General features: G+C 68.3%; 16 protein-coding genes. 9 read left to right on the forward strand and 7 right to left on the reverse strand.

Features of this window, described 5'->3' with window-relative positions; genetic code table 11:
• Positions 1-8 precede the first annotated feature (8 nt).
• From gyrB to dnaA, 6 genes are all read right to left on the reverse strand, one after another.
• A complete protein-coding gene (gyrB, locus tag BFF78_RS21205) occupies positions 9-2,105 on the reverse strand; it encodes a DNA topoisomerase (ATP-hydrolyzing) subunit B (protein ID WP_069779827.1) in 2,097 nt (698 codons plus the stop codon).
• 373 nt (positions 2,106-2,478) lie between these two features.
• Entirely contained in the window at positions 2,479-3,036 is a 558-nt protein-coding gene (locus tag BFF78_RS21210; protein ID WP_069779828.1) for a DciA family protein, read from the reverse strand.
• On the reverse strand, positions 3,033-4,154 hold the full coding sequence (gene recF / locus BFF78_RS21215) for a DNA replication/repair protein RecF (RefSeq protein ID WP_069779829.1): 1,122 nt from the start codon (positions 4,152-4,154) through the stop codon (positions 3,033-3,035). Before recF ends, BFF78_RS21210 begins: the two co-directional genes overlap by 4 nt.
• 90 nt (positions 4,155-4,244) lie before the next feature.
• Positions 4,245-5,123, reverse strand: a complete 879-nt coding sequence (gnd, locus tag BFF78_RS21220; RefSeq protein WP_069779830.1) for a phosphogluconate dehydrogenase (NAD(+)-dependent, decarboxylating) — start codon at positions 5,121-5,123, stop codon at positions 4,245-4,247.
• A gap of 230 nt (positions 5,124-5,353) precedes the next feature.
• On the reverse strand, positions 5,354-6,484 hold the full coding sequence (gene dnaN, locus BFF78_RS21225) for a DNA polymerase III subunit beta (protein ID WP_069779831.1): 1,131 nt from the start codon (positions 6,482-6,484) through the stop codon (positions 5,354-5,356).
• 895 nt (positions 6,485-7,379) lie between these two features.
• Positions 7,380-9,356 (reverse strand): chromosomal replication initiator protein DnaA, encoded by a 1,977-nt coding sequence (gene dnaA, locus BFF78_RS21230; RefSeq protein WP_079161412.1) that lies wholly within the window; start codon positions 9,354-9,356, stop codon positions 7,380-7,382.
• Positions 9,357-9,752: 396 nt separating this feature from the next.
• Here dnaA and rpmH point away from each other — a divergent pair, with 396 nt between their 5' ends.
• The 9 genes from rpmH to BFF78_RS21270 all read left to right on the forward strand — a co-directional run bounded on the left by rpmH (position 9,753) and on the right by BFF78_RS21270 (position 16,720).
• Entirely contained in the window at positions 9,753-9,890 is a 138-nt protein-coding gene (rpmH, locus tag BFF78_RS21235) for a 50S ribosomal protein L34 (protein WP_003956500.1), read from the forward strand.
• A 21-nt stretch (positions 9,891-9,911) separates the two neighbouring features.
• Positions 9,912-10,283: a ribonuclease P protein component gene (gene rnpA, locus BFF78_RS43475; RefSeq protein WP_079161413.1), complete on the forward strand. Its 372-nt coding sequence runs from the start codon at positions 9,912-9,914 to the stop codon at positions 10,281-10,283.
• A complete protein-coding gene (gene yidD / locus BFF78_RS21240) occupies positions 10,280-10,654 on the forward strand; it encodes a membrane protein insertion efficiency factor YidD (RefSeq protein ID WP_069779833.1) in 375 nt (124 codons plus the stop codon). The genes rnpA and yidD overlap by 4 nt, the downstream gene beginning before the upstream one ends.
• Before the next feature lie 3 nt (positions 10,655-10,657).
• The gene (gene yidC / locus BFF78_RS21245; protein ID WP_069779834.1) at positions 10,658-11,935 is read left to right on the forward strand and encodes a membrane protein insertase YidC; all 1,278 of its coding nucleotides are present in this window, start codon (positions 10,658-10,660) and stop codon (positions 11,933-11,935) included.
• A gap of 15 nt (positions 11,936-11,950) precedes the next feature.
• A complete protein-coding gene (locus tag BFF78_RS21250) occupies positions 11,951-12,463 on the forward strand; it encodes a Jag family protein (RefSeq protein WP_069779835.1) in 513 nt (170 codons plus the stop codon).
• Between the two features lie 117 nt (positions 12,464-12,580).
• Positions 12,581-13,297 (forward strand): 16S rRNA (guanine(527)-N(7))-methyltransferase RsmG, encoded by a 717-nt coding sequence (gene rsmG / locus BFF78_RS21255; protein WP_069779836.1) that lies wholly within the window; start codon positions 12,581-12,583, stop codon positions 13,295-13,297.
• Positions 13,298-13,609: 312 nt separating this feature from the next.
• Positions 13,610-14,683 (forward strand): ParA family protein, encoded by a 1,074-nt coding sequence (locus BFF78_RS21260; protein WP_079161414.1) that lies wholly within the window; start codon positions 13,610-13,612, stop codon positions 14,681-14,683.
• Positions 14,680-15,780 (forward strand): ParB/RepB/Spo0J family partition protein, encoded by a 1,101-nt coding sequence (locus BFF78_RS21265; RefSeq protein WP_069779838.1) that lies wholly within the window; start codon positions 14,680-14,682, stop codon positions 15,778-15,780. Before BFF78_RS21260 ends, BFF78_RS21265 begins: the two co-directional genes overlap by 4 nt.
• 322 nt (positions 15,781-16,102) lie before the next feature.
• Positions 16,103-16,720: a GNAT family N-acetyltransferase gene (locus tag BFF78_RS21270; RefSeq protein ID WP_069779839.1), complete on the forward strand. Its 618-nt coding sequence runs from the start codon at positions 16,103-16,105 to the stop codon at positions 16,718-16,720.
• A 68-nt stretch (positions 16,721-16,788) separates the two neighbouring features.
• Here the strand turns inward: BFF78_RS21270 and trxA are convergent, their stop codons facing one another.
• Positions 16,789-17,118, reverse strand: coding sequence for a thioredoxin (trxA, locus tag BFF78_RS21275; protein WP_069779840.1), 330 nt, complete (start codon positions 17,116-17,118; stop codon positions 16,789-16,791).
• Between the last annotated feature and the right edge of the window lie 16 nt (positions 17,119-17,134).

A 17,134-nucleotide genomic window follows, 5' to 3' on the forward strand; every position in this document is an offset into this window, starting at 1 on the left:
AGACCGACTCAGATGTCGAGGAAGCGGACGTCCTTGGCGTTGCGCTGGATGAACTGGCGGCGGGCCTCGACGTCCTCGCCCATGAGGACCGAGAACAGGTCGTCGGCCTGGGCGGCGTCGTCCAGGGTGACCTGGCCGAGGACCCGGTGCTCCTGGTCCATCGTGGTCACGCGCAGCTCCTCGGCGTTCATCTCGCCGAGGCCCTTGAAGCGCTGGATCGAGTCCTCGCGGACACGCTTGCCGCGCTGGCGGCCCATCTCGATGAGGGCGTCGCGCTCGCGGTCGGAGTACGCGTACTCCACGTCGTCCCGGCCCCACTTGATCTTGTACAGCGGGGGACGGGACAGGTACACGTGCCCGGCCTCGACCAGCGGCCGCATGAAGCGGAACAGGAAGGTCAGCAGCAGGGTGCTGATGTGCTGGCCGTCGACGTCGGCGTCCGCCATCAAGATGATCTTGTGATACCGGAGCTTCTCGATGTCGAAGTCCTCGTGCACACCCGTGCCGAAGGCCGAGATCAGCGCCTGGATCTCCTGGTTCTGCAGGATCTTGTCGATCCTGGCCTTCTCCACGTTGAGGATCTTGCCGCGGATCGGGAGGATCGCCTGGTACTGCGGGTTGCGGCCGGACTTGGCCGAGCCGCCGGCGGAGTCACCCTCGACGATGAAGATCTCGCACTTGGTGGGGTCGTTCGACTGGCAGTCGGAGAGCTTGCCCGGCAGGGACGCCGACTCCAGCAGGCCCTTGCGGCGGGTCAGGTCGCGGGCCTTGCGGGCCGCGACGCGCGCGGTGGCCGCCTGGATGCCCTTGCGGATGATGTCCGCGGCCTCGACCGGGTTGCGGTCCAGCCAGTCGTTGAGGTGCTCGTAGACCGCCTTCTGCACGAAGGTCTTGGCCTCCGTGTTGCCCAGCTTGGTCTTCGTCTGGCCCTCGAACTGCGGCTCGCTCAGCTTGACCGAGATGATCGCGGTCAGACCCTCACGGATGTCGTCACCGGTGAGGTTGTCGTCCTTCTCGCGCAGCAGCTTCTTGTCGCGCGCGTACTTGTTGATCAGGCTCGTGAGGGCCGCGCGGAAGCCCTCCTCGTGCGTACCGCCCTCGTGGGTGTGGATGATGTTGGCGAACGAGTACACGCCCTCGCTGTAGCCGCTGTTCCACTGCATGGCGACCTCGAGGGACAGGCTCTTGTCCTTGTCCTCGGCCTCCAGGTCGATGACGGTGGGGTGCACCGCCTCTCCCTTGCGGGAGTTGAGGTACTTCACGAAGTCGACGATGCCGCCCTCGTAGTAGTACGTGACGGTCTTGACCTCGGCCTTCTCGTCCGCACCCGCCTCGTCCGCACCGCTGGTGGCCTTCGCCGACTCGCGCTCGTCGGTGAGTTTGATCGTCAAACCCTTGTTGAGGAACGCCATCTCCTGGAAACGCCGCGACAGCGTCTCGAAGGAGTACTCGGTGGTCTCGAAGATGTCGGGGTCGGCCCAGAAGGTGACCGAGGTGCCGGTCTCGTCCGTGGCCTCGTGCTGGACGAGCGGGGCCGTCGGGACGCCGAGCTTGTAGTCCTGCGTCCAGCGGTGGCCGTCGGTCCTGATCTCGACGGCGACCTTCGTGGACAGCGCGTTGACGACGGACACACCCACGCCGTGCAGACCGCCGGAGACGGCGTAACCGCCGCCGCCGAACTTGCCGCCCGCGTGCAGCACGGTCAGCACGACCTCGACGGCCGGCTTGCCCTCGGAGGGCACGATGCCCACCGGGATGCCACGGCCGTTGTCGACGACCCGGACGCCGCCGTCGGCGAGGATCGTGACATCGATCGTGTCCGCGTACCCGGCCAGCGCCTCGTCGACCGAGTTGTCGACGACCTCGTACACCAGGTGGTGCAGACCGCGCTCGCCCGTGGAACCGATGTACATGCCGGGCCGCTTGCGGACCGCGTCCAGCCCTTCGAGCACGGTGATGGCGCTGGCGTCGTAGGAGGCAGAGGCTGCTGCCTCGCTGTTCACGGGGGCCTCGGTGGGCTCGCCGTTCACGCCGGCGTCGGTGGACGGGATGTTCTCGTTGGGGTTGCCGGAATCGGCCACGAAGCGCCCTTTCTGGCACAGCACGAGCCGGGCTCGTCGGCAGGTTGCCGGAGCGGCTGCGGCATGTTGCGGTGGTAAGCCTTGATCAGCGTTGCTCAGCTTTTCCCGGGCGGTCCCCACATTGGGGCGGGATTGTCTTCCAGTCTACCGGTAGGTCTGACATCGATGGGGGTTTGCCGGTACCTGAGTCCCCATGTGCCGCCCTGAACCGACCTCGACCGGGTCCCGATATGCGGATGGGGGCTCCAAGGGGCTCACAGCGGCACTCAGCGCTTCGAGGCGTCAACCCTTGGCTACTGGGGGGTCAGATGGCGGTCCGCCGGTGCCTCGGCGGCTGTCCACACCTGTGTACGGCGCCGCGACGGCAGCGCGGTCACCGGCTTCGACGTGAGGTACGTCACCCGTACGTATCGCCGGGCCCGGAGCTCCCCGGAGCCCGCAGCGGGCCGTGGCGGCGGGCCGGTCCGCCCGGATTGAGCACCTTGATCATCCGCACGGTGCCGTGCCCGAGATCCTCGTTCAGGCGGGCGACCAGCGCGGGCGCGAGGTGGCGCAGCTGGGTCGCCCAGGCCGTCGAGTCGCAGCTCACGGTCAGCACGCGCTCGTCCTCGTCGTACCGCTGCGGCACACAGTGCTTGGCCAGGTCCTCGCCGACGATCTGCGGCCAGCGGCCCATCACCCCGCCCACCGCCGCCGGGGTCTCCCAGCCGCGCTCGGTCAGCAGCCGGTTGATCGCGGCGCCCAGCGCCATCGGGTCGCGGCCGTCGGCGCGCGCGCCGGAGCGCAGCCCGCCGCCGCGCCGGGCCTGCTTCTTCTGCCGCGCCGCGTCCCCACGCGCGCGTGCCTGCTCCTTCGCCGCGCGCAACGCCACGCGCGCGAGGTCGACGCCGGAGGGTTCGTTGTCGCTCTGCTTCCGATTCCCCGGATTCTGGGGGGTGGGTTCGCCGGTGCTCATACGCGCTCCACCGTCCCGCCGGACACGGTGTACCGCGCCCCGGTCAGGACATGCGGTACGTCGTCGTCCACGGCGGCCGTGACCAGCACCTGCTCGCCGGGCGCGACCAGCTCGGCCAGCCGCTCACGGCGGCGCGTGTCCAGCTCCGCGAAGACGTCGTCCAGGACCAGCACCGGCTCATTGCCCTCGGCCCGCAGCAGGTCGTAGGAGGCCAGCCGCAGAGCGAGGGCATAGGACCAGGACTCGCCGTGCGAGGCGTACCCCTTGGCGGGCAGCTGACCGAGTTTGAGAATCACATCGTCCCGATGAGGGCCTACGAGGGTGACACCGCGCTCGATCTCCTGCTTGCGCGCCTCCGCCAGGGCCGCCATCAGCTGGGCGTAGAGATCTTCGCGCGCGTGCGCCTCACCGGGCGCGGACGGCTTGTACTCCAGCGCCAGCGGCCCACCGCCGGGGGCCAGTTGCTCGTACGCCTTGTCGGCCAGCGGCTGCAGCGCGGCTATCAGATCCAGCCGCTGGGCGAGCAACTCGGCGCCCGCCCGCGCGAGATGCTGGTCCCACACGTCGAGCGTGGACAGATCCATCGACCGCCCCCCGTGCCGGCGCGCGAGAGCGGCCGTCTTGAGGAGCGTGTTGCGCTGCTTGAGGACGCGCTCGTAGTCGGAGCGCACCCCGGCCATGCGCGGCGACCGGGCCGTGATCAGCTCGTCGAGGAACCGCCGCCGTTCGCCCGGATCCCCTTTGACGAGGGCGAGGTCTTCGGGCGCGAACAGCACGGTCCGTACGATCCCCAGTATGTCCCTCGGCCTGACCTGCGAGGACCTGTTGATGCGGGCACGGTTGGCCTTTCCGGGATTCAGCTCCAGCTCGACCAGCTGCTGCCTCTCGCCCTGCCGGACCTGCGCCCGGATGACGGCCCGCTCGGCGCCCATGCGGACGAGCGGGGCGTCGGAGGCGACCCGGTGACTGCCCAGGGTCGCCAGATACCCGATCGCCTCCACCAGATTGGTCTTGCCCTGCCCGTTGGGGCCGACGAAGGCGGTGACGCCCGGGTCGAGCGGAACCTCGGCCCGGGCGTACGAGCGGAAGTCGGCCAGCGAAAGATGCGTGACGTGCATGGTCGTTTCGCCGGCCTTCCTCAGAGTGCTGATGGGCTGTGGATCCACAGGTCGGCGGACCTGTGGATCTGTGGACTGTGGATCTGTGGATTACTTCTTCTCTACGGCGTGCCCGCCGAACTGGTTGCGCAGCGCGGCGATCATCTTCATCTGCGGCGAGTCCTCCTGGCGGGAGGCGAACCGCGCGAACAGCGACGCGGTGATCGCCGGCAGCGGCACCGCGTGGTCGATCGCGGCCTCCACAGTCCAGCGTCCCTCACCGGAGTCCTGTGCATAACCGCGCAGCCCGTCCAGGTGCTCGTCCTCGTCCAGGGCGTTGACGGCCAGGTCGAGCAGCCAGGACCGGATGACGGTGCCCTCCTGCCAGGACCGGAAGACCTCACGGACGTCCGTGACGGAGTCGGCCTTCTCCAGCAGCTCCCAGCCTTCGGCGTAGGCCTGCATCATCGCGTACTCGATGCCGTTGTGGACCATCTTCGCGAAATGGCCCGCGCCGACCTTGCCGGCGTGCACCGAGCCGAAGTCGCCCTCCGGCTTCAGCGCGTCGAAGACGGGCTGCACCTTGGCGACGTTCTCGGCGTCACCGCCGTACATCAGGGCGTAGCCGTTCTCCAGCCCCCAGACGCCGCCGGACACTCCGCAGTCGACGAAACCTATGCCCTTGGCCGCCAGCTCCTCGGCGTGCTTCTCGTCGTCCGTCCAGCGGGAGTTGCCGCCGTCCACGACCACGTCCCCGGGCTCCAGCAGCTCGGCGAGCTGGTCGATGGTCGACTGGGTGGGCTCGCCGGCCGGAACCATCACCCAGACCACGCGCGGACCGCCGCTGAGCTTGCCCACAAGCTCCTCCAGGCTGTGGACATCCGCGAGGTCCGCGTTGCGGTCGTATCCGATGACGGTGTGGCCCGCGCGGCGGATCCGCTCGCGCATGTTGCCGCCCATCTTGCCGAGGCCGACGAGACCGAGCTCCATCAGTTGTGTTCCTTAGGTCGCTGTGTGGCGTGAGAGGCACCTGTGTGCCGAGCCGAGCCTAATCGCGACCCCTTGTGCACAGCTGTGGGCATACGCGCTCACCTGCGGTTTTCCGGAGGGAGCCACAGTACCGTCGGCCTCCTGGTGCCGCTGCGGCCCCACCTCCCCCAGCCACAGCACCGGGCACCCACACCGGGCACCCGGCACTGTCAACAGCTGTGGACAACCGGTCAGCCGCTGAGGCGCACCGGCATGATCAGGTACTTGTACGCGTCGTCGGCCTCGGCATCCACCGCCGGCTTCCCGCTGAGCAGCGCCGGCTTCGTGGACGTGGTGAACGACAGCTGAGCCACCGGGGAGTCGATCGCGCTCAGACCGTCCAGCAGGAACGTCGGGTTGAAGGCGATGGAGATGTCGTCGCCGTCCAGCTGGGCGTCGACCCTTTCCACAGCCTGTGCATCGTCGCTGGACCCGGCCTCGAGGATGAGCACGCCCTGCTCGAAGCTCAGCCGCACCGGGGTGTTCCGCTCGGCCACCAGCGCCACACGCTTGACGGCCTCCACGAAGGGCGCGGTCTCGATCACGGCGACGGAGTTGAACTCGGTCGGGAACAGCGTGCGGTACTTCGGCAGGTCGCCCTCGAGCAGCCGCGTGGTCGTACGACGCCCGGCGCCCTCGAAGCCGATCAGCCCCTCGCCCGCGCCGGACCCGGACAGCGCCAGCGTCACGCTGTCACCCGCACCGAGCGACTTGGCGGTGTCCAGGAGCGTCTTGGCCGGGACCAGGGCGACCGCGGAGGCGTCCGGGTTCTCCGGCTTCCACAGGAACTCGCGGACGGCGAAGCGGTAGCGGTCGGTGGAGGCCAGGGTGACCGTGTCGCCCTCGATCTCGATCCGCACACCGGTGAGGACGGGCAGCGTGTCGTCACGGCCGGCGGCGATGGCCACCTGGGACACGGCGGCCGCGAAGACCTCGCCGGGGACGGTGCCGGTGGCGTTCGGCATCTGCGGCAGCGCCGGGTACTCCTCCACAGGCAGGGTGTGCAGGGTGAACCGGGAGGACCCGCAGACCACGGTCGCCCGTACACCGTCTGTGGAAATCTCCACCGGCCGGTTGGGGAGAGCGCGGGAGATGTCGGCGAGCAGGCGGCCGGAGACGAGGACGGTGCCCTCCTCCTCGACCTCGGCTTCCACGGACACGCGCGCGGAGACCTCGTAGTCGAAGCTCGACAGGCTCAGCTGGCCGTCCTCGGCCTTGAGGAGAAGGCCGGCGAGGACAGGCGCCGGCGGACGGGCCGGGAGGCTGCGTGCCGCCCACGCCACTGCCTCCGCGAGTACGTCGCGTTCCACCCGGATCTTCACCGTAAGCCGCCTCCTGCTGTTGCTACTGAGTCCTCCGACTCGGTGTCACCGCCCACTGCGAAGGGAAGGACACCGGGGACCAGTCTGACGCACCGCACTGACAGTAGGTGCCCGTCGGGGTCAAGTCGCTCCGGGAGGCAGCCGGGCACGAGACGGCGAGTTGTGCACAGCCCCCGCTTCAAAGCGATTTCCGAGCTCTCTCTAGTTGGGAGTAGTAGTAGGGCCTGTGGATACCGTGGATAACCACGTTTGCCCAGCTCAGAGCCAAGATTTTGTCCACTGGGCCTGTGGGTGACGCCGGTGGACAACCGGGGGTATCTGTGGAGAACGGAAAGTTCTGCACACCTCGCCCACAGCCTGAGGGCAGTTCTCCCCAGCTGCGTCCCCAGCTTTACCCACGTTTCCCACACCCCAACCCGGCACCTTCGTGTGACGGCTTTCACTCGACGCGGTGATCGGGTGCGTCGCGTTGCCGAACAGTGGACAGCCATGTGGAGAAGCCGGAGATCACTGGGGACAACCGGCTCCCGCCTGTGGGCCGCCGGTGGAAAACCTCGTACACACCCTGTGGATCTTCGCTGCGTCCACAGCCTGTGGAGATCCTTCGTCCACGATTCCACAGGCACCTGAACTGGGCGAACGCGGGATGAACAGGCTCCCTGTGGACGCCGTTCGGGACAACTCCACAGTCCCCAGCATGTGGACGGAAGAAACCCAGCGAATCTGTGGAGAGTGGCCGTAACCAGGCAGGTAATCGAACACCGGGCGGCGCCCGGGCAACACTCCACCCACTGGGCACCGGCATGGCGGAGAGCGGCCATGCCAAAGGGCGCCCCCGGGACACGTATCCCGAAGGCGCCCTCAGCGTCGGCGTACGGCCGGCGTCAGCCGCACCTCACCCGTTCTTGATCCGGTTCGTCAGCTCGGTCACCTGGTTGTAGATCGACCGCCGCTCGGCCATCAGCGCCCGGATCTTGCGATCGGCGTGCATGACGGTCGTGTGATCGCGCCCGCCGAACTGTGCCCCGATCTTCGGCAGCGACAGATCGGTCAGCTCCCGGCACAGATACATGGCGATCTGCCGCGCGGTGACCAGCGCGCGCCCGCGCGAGGTGCCGCACAGGTCCTCCACCGTCAGCCCGAAGTAGTCGGCGGTGGCCGCCATGATGGCCGTGGCCGTGATCTCGGGCGCGCTGTCCTCGCCGCCGGGGATCAGGTCCTTCAGGACGATCTCGGTCAGGCCCAGGTCCACCGGCTGCCGGTTCAGCGAGGCGAACGCCGTCACCCGGATCAGCGCGCCCTCCAGCTCACGGATGTTCCGCGAGATCCGGGAGGCGATGAACTCCAGCACCTCCGGCGGGGCGTTGAGCTGCTCCTGCACCGCCTTCTTGCGCAGGATCGCGATACGCGTCTCCAGCTCGGGCGGCTGGACGTCGGTGATCAGGCCCCACTCGAAACGGTTGCGCAGCCGGTCCTCCAGCGTGACCAGCTGCTTGGGCGGCCGGTCGGAGGACAGCACGATCTGCTTGTTGGCGTTGTGGAGCGTGTTGAAGGTGTGGAAGAACTCCTCCTGCGTCGACTCCTTGTCCGCGAGGAACTGGATGTCGTCGACGAGCAGGATGTCCATCTCCCGGTAGCGCTTGCGGAAGCTGTCGCCCTTGCCGTCGCGGATGGAGTTGATGAACTCGTTGGTGAACTCCTCCGAGCTGACGTACCGCACGCGCGTGCCCGGATAGAGGCTGCGTGCGTAGTGCCCGATCGCGTGCAGCAGATGCGTCTTGCCGAGCCCCGACTCCCCGTAGATGAACAGGGGGTTGTACGCCTTCGCCGGTGCCTCGGCGACGGCCACCGCGGCCGCGTGCGCGAACCGGTTGGAGGCGCCGATGACGAACGTGTCGAAGAGGTACTTCGGGTTCAGCCGTGCCGTCGGCTCGCCGGGACCGCTCGCGGGCGCGGGCTGTGCGGCCAGCGGGCCGGGGGCGCCGGTCGCGGGCAGGTCGGGCCGGCCGGGGCCGCCGCGGTGCGCCGGGCCGCCGCCCGGCGACTGCTCGGGCATCTCGCGGCGGACGGGGTCGCGCTGGTCGTACTCGGTGCGGGACGGGTCGTAATCGGGGCGCGCAGAGTCGTAGTCCGGGCGCCCTGAGTCGTAGTCCCCGCGGGGGCTGTCGTACTCGCCGCGCTGCTTCTCGTACGACGGCCGGTCCATGCCCTGCGAGCGGTAGTCCGAGGAGGGCGGGCCGTAGTCCGGACCGGAGCCGTAGGCGTCGTGCGACGACGGCGAGGCGTATGGATCGCGCTCGGGGAAGCCGAGCCGGGGCTGCTGCCAGCTGTACTCGTCCTGGGCCGGGCGCGGCCAGGTGCCGGGCTCGCGGCGCTGGTACTCGGAAGGGTACGCCGGGCGCACGACGGGGAGCTGGTCCGCGCGGGACTGCTGCTCGGCCTGCGGCTGGTCGGGGCCGCGGTGGCGGCCGTAGCCCTCGTAGGGCCGTTCCTCGTACGACCGGTCGTCGTAGGAGGGCCCGGACGGCAGTTCGGGCTCTTCGTAGCGCGGCTTGGGCGCCTGCTGCATGGGCGCCGCGGGGGCCGGCGGCTCGCCCGCGGAGTCGTCCACGGTGATCGCGATGCGGATGGGACGGCCGCACTCGCGGCTCAGCGTCTCGCTGACGACCGGCGCGAGACGGCCCTCCAGTACGCCCTTCGCGAATTCGTTCGGCACGGCGAGCAGGGCGGTGTCCGCGACCAGCGCGAGCGGCTGGCAGCGCCGGATCCAGTGCTCGTCCTTCGCCTCGACACCCTGTCCGCGGCCCTCTCCGAGGAGCTGCTCCAGTACTCGCGGCCACACTGCGGCAAGATCGGCGGGTACGTCAGCCACAGGGCACGCTCTCTCACAGGTCCCACGAACGTGTGATCGCGGAACGGGTCGGGGGGTACTTCGGGTGATCGGTGGGTCAAACCCGCCGGGGCGGGGGACAAAAGAACGAATCGGAGTTCAGCCACGGTAGTCAGCGCGGCGGGTGCGGTTCAAGTTGTTGTCCCCAGCCTGTGGATAGTGTCTCTCCGTGACCCTCGGTTTGACCGGATGGCGTAGCCCCGCGTACCGTAACCAGGTCGAGTTGTCGATGGCTGCTGCCGCCTGCCTCCGAAGGGCACAGGTCACGTCAGGTGATCGGGAAGCGGTGCACTCGGGCGTGACGCGAGCTACTCGTGGGCGCACGGTGACAGCCAAGACGGCACCCGCCACCACCGATTTGATTTCTGGAGCCCCCGAGTGAGCAAGCGCACCTTCCAGCCGAACAACCGTCGTCGCGCGAAGACCCACGGCTTCCGGCTGCGTATGCGCACCCGTGCCGGCCGCGCGATTCTCGCGTCCCGCCGCAGCAAGGGTCGCGCCCGTCTGTCCGCCTGATCCCGATCAGGTCATGACGTCGTGCTGCCCACCGAGAACCGGCTGAGGCGGCGCGAGGACTTCGCGACCGCGGTTCGACGAGGACGCCGGGCCGGACGCCCGACTCTCGTCGTCCACCTACGTAGCGGTGCCACGGACCCGCACGCGCCTGGGGAGAGCGCTCCCCCGACGCGTGCGGGTTTCGTCGTGAGCAAGGCTGTGGGTGGAGCGGTCGTGCGCAACAAAGTGAAGCGCAGACTGCGTCATCTGATGCGTGACCGAGTCGCTCTGTTTCCCCCCGGTAGCCTGGTAGTCGTACGAGCGCTGCCCGGAGCGGGCGACGCAGACCACGCACAGCTGGCCCGAGACCTGGATGCCGCTCTTGAGCGGTTGCTGGGAGGGGGCACGCGATGAAGTACCCGCTGCTGGCTCTGATCAAGCTGTACCAGTGGACGATCAGTCCACTGCTGGGGCCGGTGTGCAAGTACTACCCGTCGTGCTCCCACTACGGCTACACGGCCATCGACCGGCACGGTGCGATCAAGGGAACGGCACTGACCGCCTGGCGCATCCTCCGGTGCAATCCGTGGTCGCTGGGTGGTGTGGACCATGTCCCACCGCGCAAGCGCCCCCGATGGCACGAAATGCTGCGCAACGCTTGGCGCGCACGCAAGGGCGGGCCCTCCGCCGGCGAACCGGCCACCGAAGCGAAACCCGGGAGCCCGTCTTCCGAGCTTCCTCCGAGCCCGGCCGCAGAGACCTCGTCCCATGCCCAAGGAGCATGATTAGTGGACACGATTGCCAGCCTCTTCAGCTTCATCACAACACCCGTTTCATGGGTCATCGTCCAGTTCCACAAGATGTACGGCGCGATCTTCGGCGCCGACACCGGGTGGGCCTGGGGCCTGTCCATCGTGTCCCTGGTGATCCTGATCCGCATCTGCCTGATCCCGCTCTTCGTGAAGCAGATCAAGTCGACGCGCGCGATGCAGACGCTCCAGCCGGAGATGAAGAAGATCCAGGAGCGCTACAAGAACGACAAGCAGCGCCAGTCCGAAGAGATGATGAAGCTGTACAAGGAGACGGGCACCAACCCGCTCTCCTCGTGCCTTCCCATCCTGGCGCAGTCCCCGTTCTTCTTCGCCCTATACCACGTGCTCAACGCGATCGCGACGGGCAAGACGATCGGCGTCCTCAACGAGTCGCTGCTCGCCAGCGCCCGTAAGGCGCACATCTTCGGCGCCCCGCTTGCGGCGAAGTTCACGGACAGCGCGGACAAGGTCGCCTCGCTCGGCGCCACGCTGACCGACGTCCGGGTCGTCACCGCGATCATGATCGTTCTGATGTCGGCGTCGCAGTTCTACACGCAGCGCCAGCTGATGACGAAGAACGTCGACACGACGGTGAAGACGCCGTTCATGCAGCAGCAGAAGATGCTGATGTACGTCTTCCCGGTGATGTTCGCCGTCTTCGGTATCAACTTCCCGGTCGGTGTCCTCGTCTACTGGCTGACCACCAACGTGTGGACCATGGGCCAGCAGATGTACGTCATCCGCAACAACCCGACCCCGGGTTCCAAGGCCCAGGCCGCCTACCTGGAGCGCCTGACCAAGCACGTCACGCACGCCGGCAAGGTCAGCCGCCGCAGCGAGAAGACCATCGTCAAGGCGATCGTCGCCAAGGGCCGCGAGCGCAACGAGTTCGAGCGCAAGTTCATCAACGCCCTGAACAAGTCCGGTCTCGCCGCCCAGGCCGACGGCACCGTGGTGAAGAGCACGGCCCAGGCCGTGGCACAGACCGCGGACGGTGTGGAGACCACCACGGAGGCCGGCACCGCCGCGGCCCGGCGCCAGCAGCCCAAGCGCCAGTCCAAGTCCCAGCGCCAGTCCGGCGGGCCCAAGCAGGCGGGTGGGTCCACCTCGCTGGAGAAGTCCGACGAGCCACAGGACGCCAAGCCCGCCGCTGCCCAGCAGGCCTCGAAGCCCGGTTCCGGCACCCGCAGCAAGGCCCAGTCCGGTCAGCGCAAGGGTGGCCCGCAGCGGCCCAAGTCCCCGTCCAAGAAGTAAGAAGGAGCCCATCCCGTGACGGAAGGCACCACCTCCGCCGCTGCCGAGGGTGCAGACACCCTGACCCGCCTGGAGCAGGAGGGTGAGATCGCGGCGGACTACCTGGAGGGTCTGCTCGACATCGCCGACCTCGACGGCGACATCGACATGGACGTCGAGGCCGACCGCGCCTCCGTGTCGATCATCAGCGACACCGGCGGCCGCGACCTGCAGAAGCTGGTCGGCCGGGACGGCGAGGTGCTGGAGGCACTGCAGGAGCTGACGCGCCTGGCCGTGCACCGGGAGACCGGCGACCGCAGCCGGCTGATGCTGGACATCGCGGGCTACCGGGCCAAGAAGCGGGCCGAGCTGTCCGAGATCGGCGCCAAGGCCGCGACCGAGGCGAAGAGCACCGGTGAGGCCGTCAAGCTCAAGCCGATGACCCCGTTCGAGCGCAAGGTCGTGCACGACGCGGTCAAGGCCGCCGGGCTGCGCAGCGAGTCCGAGGGCGAGGAGCCGCAGCGCTTCGTCGTCGTGCTGCCCGCCTGATCGGTCCCCATGTTTCACCGGCCCCGTCTGTTGAGCAGACGGGGCCGAACTTTGTCAGCCTGGTAGTTCTGGTGGCCGGTGCGCGAAGCGCCGGCGCGGTACGGAAGGACGGTCCCCGTGACGGAGGCAGCGGAGCTTCCCCCCGCGCCCGAGCAGGCGCGGGAAGTGTTTGGTGATCGCTTCGCCGATGCGGTCCGCTATGCGGAACTGCTCGCCGAGGCGGGCGTGCAGCGTGGCCTGATCGGCCCGCGGGAAGTGCCCCGTCTGTGGGAGCGGCATCTGCTGAACTGCGCGGTGCTCTCCGAGGCCGTTCCCGAGGGAGTGACGGTCTGCGATGTCGGCTCCGGCGCCGGACTGCCCGGCATCCCGCTGGCTCTGGTCCGGGAGGACCTGAACATCACCCTGTTGGAGCCGCTGCTGCGGCGCACCAACTTCCTCACCGAGGTCGTCGAGCTGCTCGGCCTGGACCACGTCACGGTGGTGCGAGGACGTGCCGAGGAGGTCCTGGGCAAGCTGCCGCCGGTCCATGTGGTCACCGCCCGGGCCGTGGCCCCGCTGGACCGTCTGGCCACCTGGGGCATCCCGCTGCTGCGTCCCTACGGCGAGATGCTGGCCCTCAAGGGAGATACCGCCGAGGAGGAGCTGAAGGCCGCGGCCACCGCACTCAGCAAGCTCGGCGCGGTGGCGACGTCCATCCTGCATGTGGGCGAGGGAGTGGTGGACCCGCTGTCCACCGTCGTGCGGGTCGAGGTCGGGGAGAGCCCCGGTGGTGTGCGCTTCGCGGCGAAGCGGGCGAAGGCGGCCCGGACCAGCCGTGCCCGCCGACGTCGCTGAGGCACCTCTGACCCGTCCCGACGACGAGACGTACTCCACACAAGCTGCCAAACCTACGCAGGTCGGAGTGTCGCGAAGGTCCGCTCGCCGCCGCTGTGCATCGTGTTTCACGTGAAACGTCGCTCACTGCTGCACGGCATCATCAGTCGGGGCCGCGCTGCGGCCGAACCTCGCGACCGCAAGCCCCTCGGTTCCCTGGGAGAGGATCCTGTCTCGCAGGGAAAACCGTCCCTCTCCAGGGGCACGGAGTTGTCCACAGAGGTGGATTTCTCCACAGAACACCAGGCCTCACTGGTTCACGACCCCGAAGGCATGGGAGGCTCTGTTCATTGCGAGCCTGAAGTCGAGGAGAGTGAATCCTTGCGGTCCGACGCCAACATCGCGGGACCGATGACCGATCCGGTCCCCGGTCCCCGTACCGAGTCGATGGGGGCGGATGTTTCACGTGAAACACCGCCTCCGATGGACGACACTCCCATCGGTCGTGCGGCCCAACTGGCGGTAGAGGCTCTGGGCCGCGCCGGCGAAGGTCTGCCACGACCAGAGCAGACCCGAGTCATGGTGGTCGCCAACCAGAAGGGCGGCGTGGGCAAGACGACGACGACCGTCAACCTTGCTGCTTCGCTCGCTCTGCACGGTGGCCGTGTCCTGGTGATCGACCTCGACCCGCAGGGCAACGCATCCACAGCCCTCGGGATCGACCACCACGCGGAAGTTCCTTCCATCTATGACGTCTTGGTGGAGAGCAAGCCTCTCGCCGAGGTCGTTCAGCCGGTTCCGGATGTGGAAGGTCTCTTCTGTGCCCCCGCCACCATCGATCTCGCCGGTGCGGAGATCGAGTTGGTGTCCCTGGTGGCACGTGAGAGCCGGCTGCAGCGGGCGATTCAGGCGTACGAACAGCCGCTGGACTACATCCTCATCGACTGCCCGCCGTCCCTCGGCCTGCTGACGGTCAATGCCCTGGTGGCGGGACAGGAAGTCCTGATCCCGATCCAGTGCGAGTACTACGCACTCGAGGGTCTGGGTCAGCTGCTGCGCAATGTCGACCTGGTGCGGGGGCACCTCAACCCCACGCTGCATGTGTCGACCATCCTGCTCACCATGTACGACGGCCGGACGCGTCTCGCCTCCCAGGTCGCGGAAGAGGTGCGCACCCACTTCGGCGACGAGGTGCTGCGGACGAGCATTCCCCGCTCGGTCCGTATCTCCGAGGCGCCGAGCTACGGGCAGACGGTACTGACATACGATCCTGGATCGAGCGGTGCCCTCTCCTATCTTGAGGCGGCCCGAGAAATCGCGCTGAAGGGCATCGGCATCAGCTATGACGCGAGCCAGGCCCACATCGGCGCCCAGAACGACCAGAGCATGGTGGAGGGGATCCAGTGAGCGAGCGACGAAGGGGGTTGGGCCGTGGTCTCGGCGCGCTGATCCCCGCCGCCCCGACGGAGAAGAACCCGGCTCCGGCTGCGTTGGGAGGCGGAGCCTCCGCCTCCCCCGCAGCGGTCCCGGTGTTGACGACCGACCGCGGGGTGGCCGCGGCGAAGGTGGCCACACTGCCGCCCGTTTCACATGAAACCGAGGAGCCCCCGGCAAGCCCGGTCATGGAGACGCCGGCTCCTCCCATGGGTGCGCATTTCGCCGAGATCCCTCTCGACGCGATCTCGCCCAACCCGCGTCAGCCGCGTGATGTCTTCGACGAGGACGCGCTCCAGGAACTCGTCACCTCCATCAAGGAGGTCGGTCTTCTGCAGCCCGTCGTCGTACGGCAGCTGGGGCCAGCCCGCTATGAGCTGATCATGGGTGAGCGTCGCTGGCGTGCCTGCCGCGAGGCCGGTCTGGAGGCCATCCCGGCGATCGTCCGGGCCACGGAGGACGAGAAGCTCCTCCTGGACGCGCTGCTGGAGAACCTGCACCGCGCACAGCTGAACCCGCTGGAAGAGGCGGCCGCCTACGACCAGCTGCTGAAGGACTTCAACTGCACGCACGACCAGCTGGCCGACCGGATCGGGCGCTCCCGGCCTCAGGTCTCCAACACGCTGCGTCTGCTGAAGCTCTCACCGACGGTCCAGAAGCGGGTCGCCGCCGGAGTTCTCTCCGCCGGTCATGCCCGGGCGCTGTTGTCCGTGACGGACCCCGAGGAGCAGGACCGGCTGGCTCACCGCATCGTGGCCGAGGGGCTGTCGGTGCGGGCCGTCGAGGAGATCGTGACCCTCATGGGCTCGCGGCCCCAGAAGCCGCAGCGCCCCAAGGGCCCGCGTGCCGGCTCCCGGCTCTCCCCGGCGCTGAACGAGCTGGCGACCCGCCTGTCGGACCGCTTCGAGACCCGGGTGAAGGTCGACCTTGGTCAGAAGAAGGGCAAGATCACCGTCGAGTTCGCCTCCGTGGACGATCTTCAGCGGATCCTGAGCACCCTCGCTCCCGGTGAGGGCCCGGTGCTGCACCAGGAGCTTGAGGAGAACACGGCCGAGGACCAGGACGACTGATCCTGGCCCTACCGCCTCGGCCGTGCGGGCAGTGGGCCGTGTCCGGTGTGTACCGGAACACGGCCCGCTCTTTGCTTTGAGGCAGTATCGAGCGAATAGCTTCGTGGATACGATGCGAACGGGTATGGCGCATCCACCGGACAGCATCTGCATCTCTGAGTGGGGAGTCGGGGGCCATGCGATCGATGAGCCGCACCGGACTGGTGAGCGCGGGTCTGAGCCTTGGAGCGGTCGGCGGATTCGTCGGCAGCCTGCTCAGGGAACGGAGCGCGCTGACAGCTGCTCGTGATGCGGCGGGCGAAGGAAGCGAGGAACAGCCTTCATGGGGCGTCGGCTCGTGCCGCTCACGCTGGACAACCTTCAGGACCTCCCCCCACGCTGTCGCTCGTGCGTCTTCTGGGAGCTGGACCCCGTCACCGGAGAAGCGGCGGTAAGGGCGGGCACCTCCGCGCTGGAGAAGGAGGGCTGGATCTCCGCCGTCCTGCTGGACTGGGGGTCGTGCGGCCGGGTGGTGTACGTCGATGATGTTCCGGTGGGCTTTGTGCTCTACGCCCCTCCGGCCTATGTCCCCCGCTCGACGGCCTTCCCCACGAGTCCCGTCTCCCCGGACGCCGTGCAGCTGATGACGGCGTTCATCCTGCCCGGCTACCAGGGCCAGGGGCTGGGCCGGGTGCTGGTGCAGACGGTCGCCAAGGATCTGCTGCGCCGAGGCTTCAAGGCGATCGAGGCCTTCGGCGACGCCCGCTGGAAGGAGCCCGCCTGTCTGCTGCCGGCGGACCACCTCCTGGCCGTGGGCTTCAAGACGGTCCGGCAGCACCCCACGCATCCCCGGCTCCGGTTGGAGCTGCGGTCGACGCTCTCCTGGAGGGAAGACGTGGAGATGGCGCTCGACCGGCTTCTCGGGGCGGTCCAGAAGGAACCAGCGCTGAGGCCGCTGTAGTCAGCGAAGCGGCATAAGCGAATGGGCCACCCCGGAGGGGTTGGCCCATTCGTGTTTCACGTGAAACGTCACTCGGCGATGAAGTCCTCGAGGTCGCGAACGATCGCGGCCTTGGGCTTGGCGCCGACGATGGTCTTGGCGACCTCGCCACCCTGGTAGACGTTCAGGGTCGGGATGGACATGACGCCGTACTTGGCGGCCGTACCCGGGTTCTCGTCGATGTTCAGCTTGACGACCTCGATCTTGTCGCCGTACTCGGCAGCGATCGCTTCGAGGGACGGGGCGATCTGGCGGCACGGACCGCACCAGGCGGCCCAGAAGTCCACCAGGACGGGCTTGTCGCTCTTGAGGACGTCCTGCTCGAAGGAGTCGTCGGTCACGTTCTTCAGGTCGGCCACAGCGGGCTCCTTAACT

It is taken from the genome of Streptomyces fodineus (assembly GCF_001735805.1).
Taxonomy (GTDB): Bacteria; Actinomycetota; Actinomycetes; order Streptomycetales; family Streptomycetaceae; genus Streptomyces; species Streptomyces fodineus.

What these genes read in the sequence shown, in the direction of transcription:
- yidD (WP_069779833.1), top strand. Translation starts at nt 10,280, where the DNA reads ATGAAGTACCCGCTGCTGGCTCTGATCAAGCTGTACCAGTGGACGATC.
- BFF78_RS21210 (WP_069779828.1), bottom strand. Translation starts at nt 3,036, where the DNA reads ATGAGCACCGGCGAACCCACCCCCCAGAATCCGGGGAATCGGAAGCAG.
- gnd (WP_069779830.1), bottom strand. Translation starts at nt 5,123, where the DNA reads ATGGAGCTCGGTCTCGTCGGCCTCGGCAAGATGGGCGGCAACATGCGC.
- recF (WP_069779829.1), bottom strand. Translation starts at nt 4,154, where the DNA reads ATGCACGTCACGCATCTTTCGCTGGCCGACTTCCGCTCGTACGCCCGG.
- BFF78_RS21260 (WP_079161414.1), top strand. Translation starts at nt 13,610, where the DNA reads ATGGGAGGCTCTGTTCATTGCGAGCCTGAAGTCGAGGAGAGTGAATCC.
- BFF78_RS21270 (WP_069779839.1), top strand. Translation starts at nt 16,103, where the DNA reads ATGGGGCGTCGGCTCGTGCCGCTCACGCTGGACAACCTTCAGGACCTC.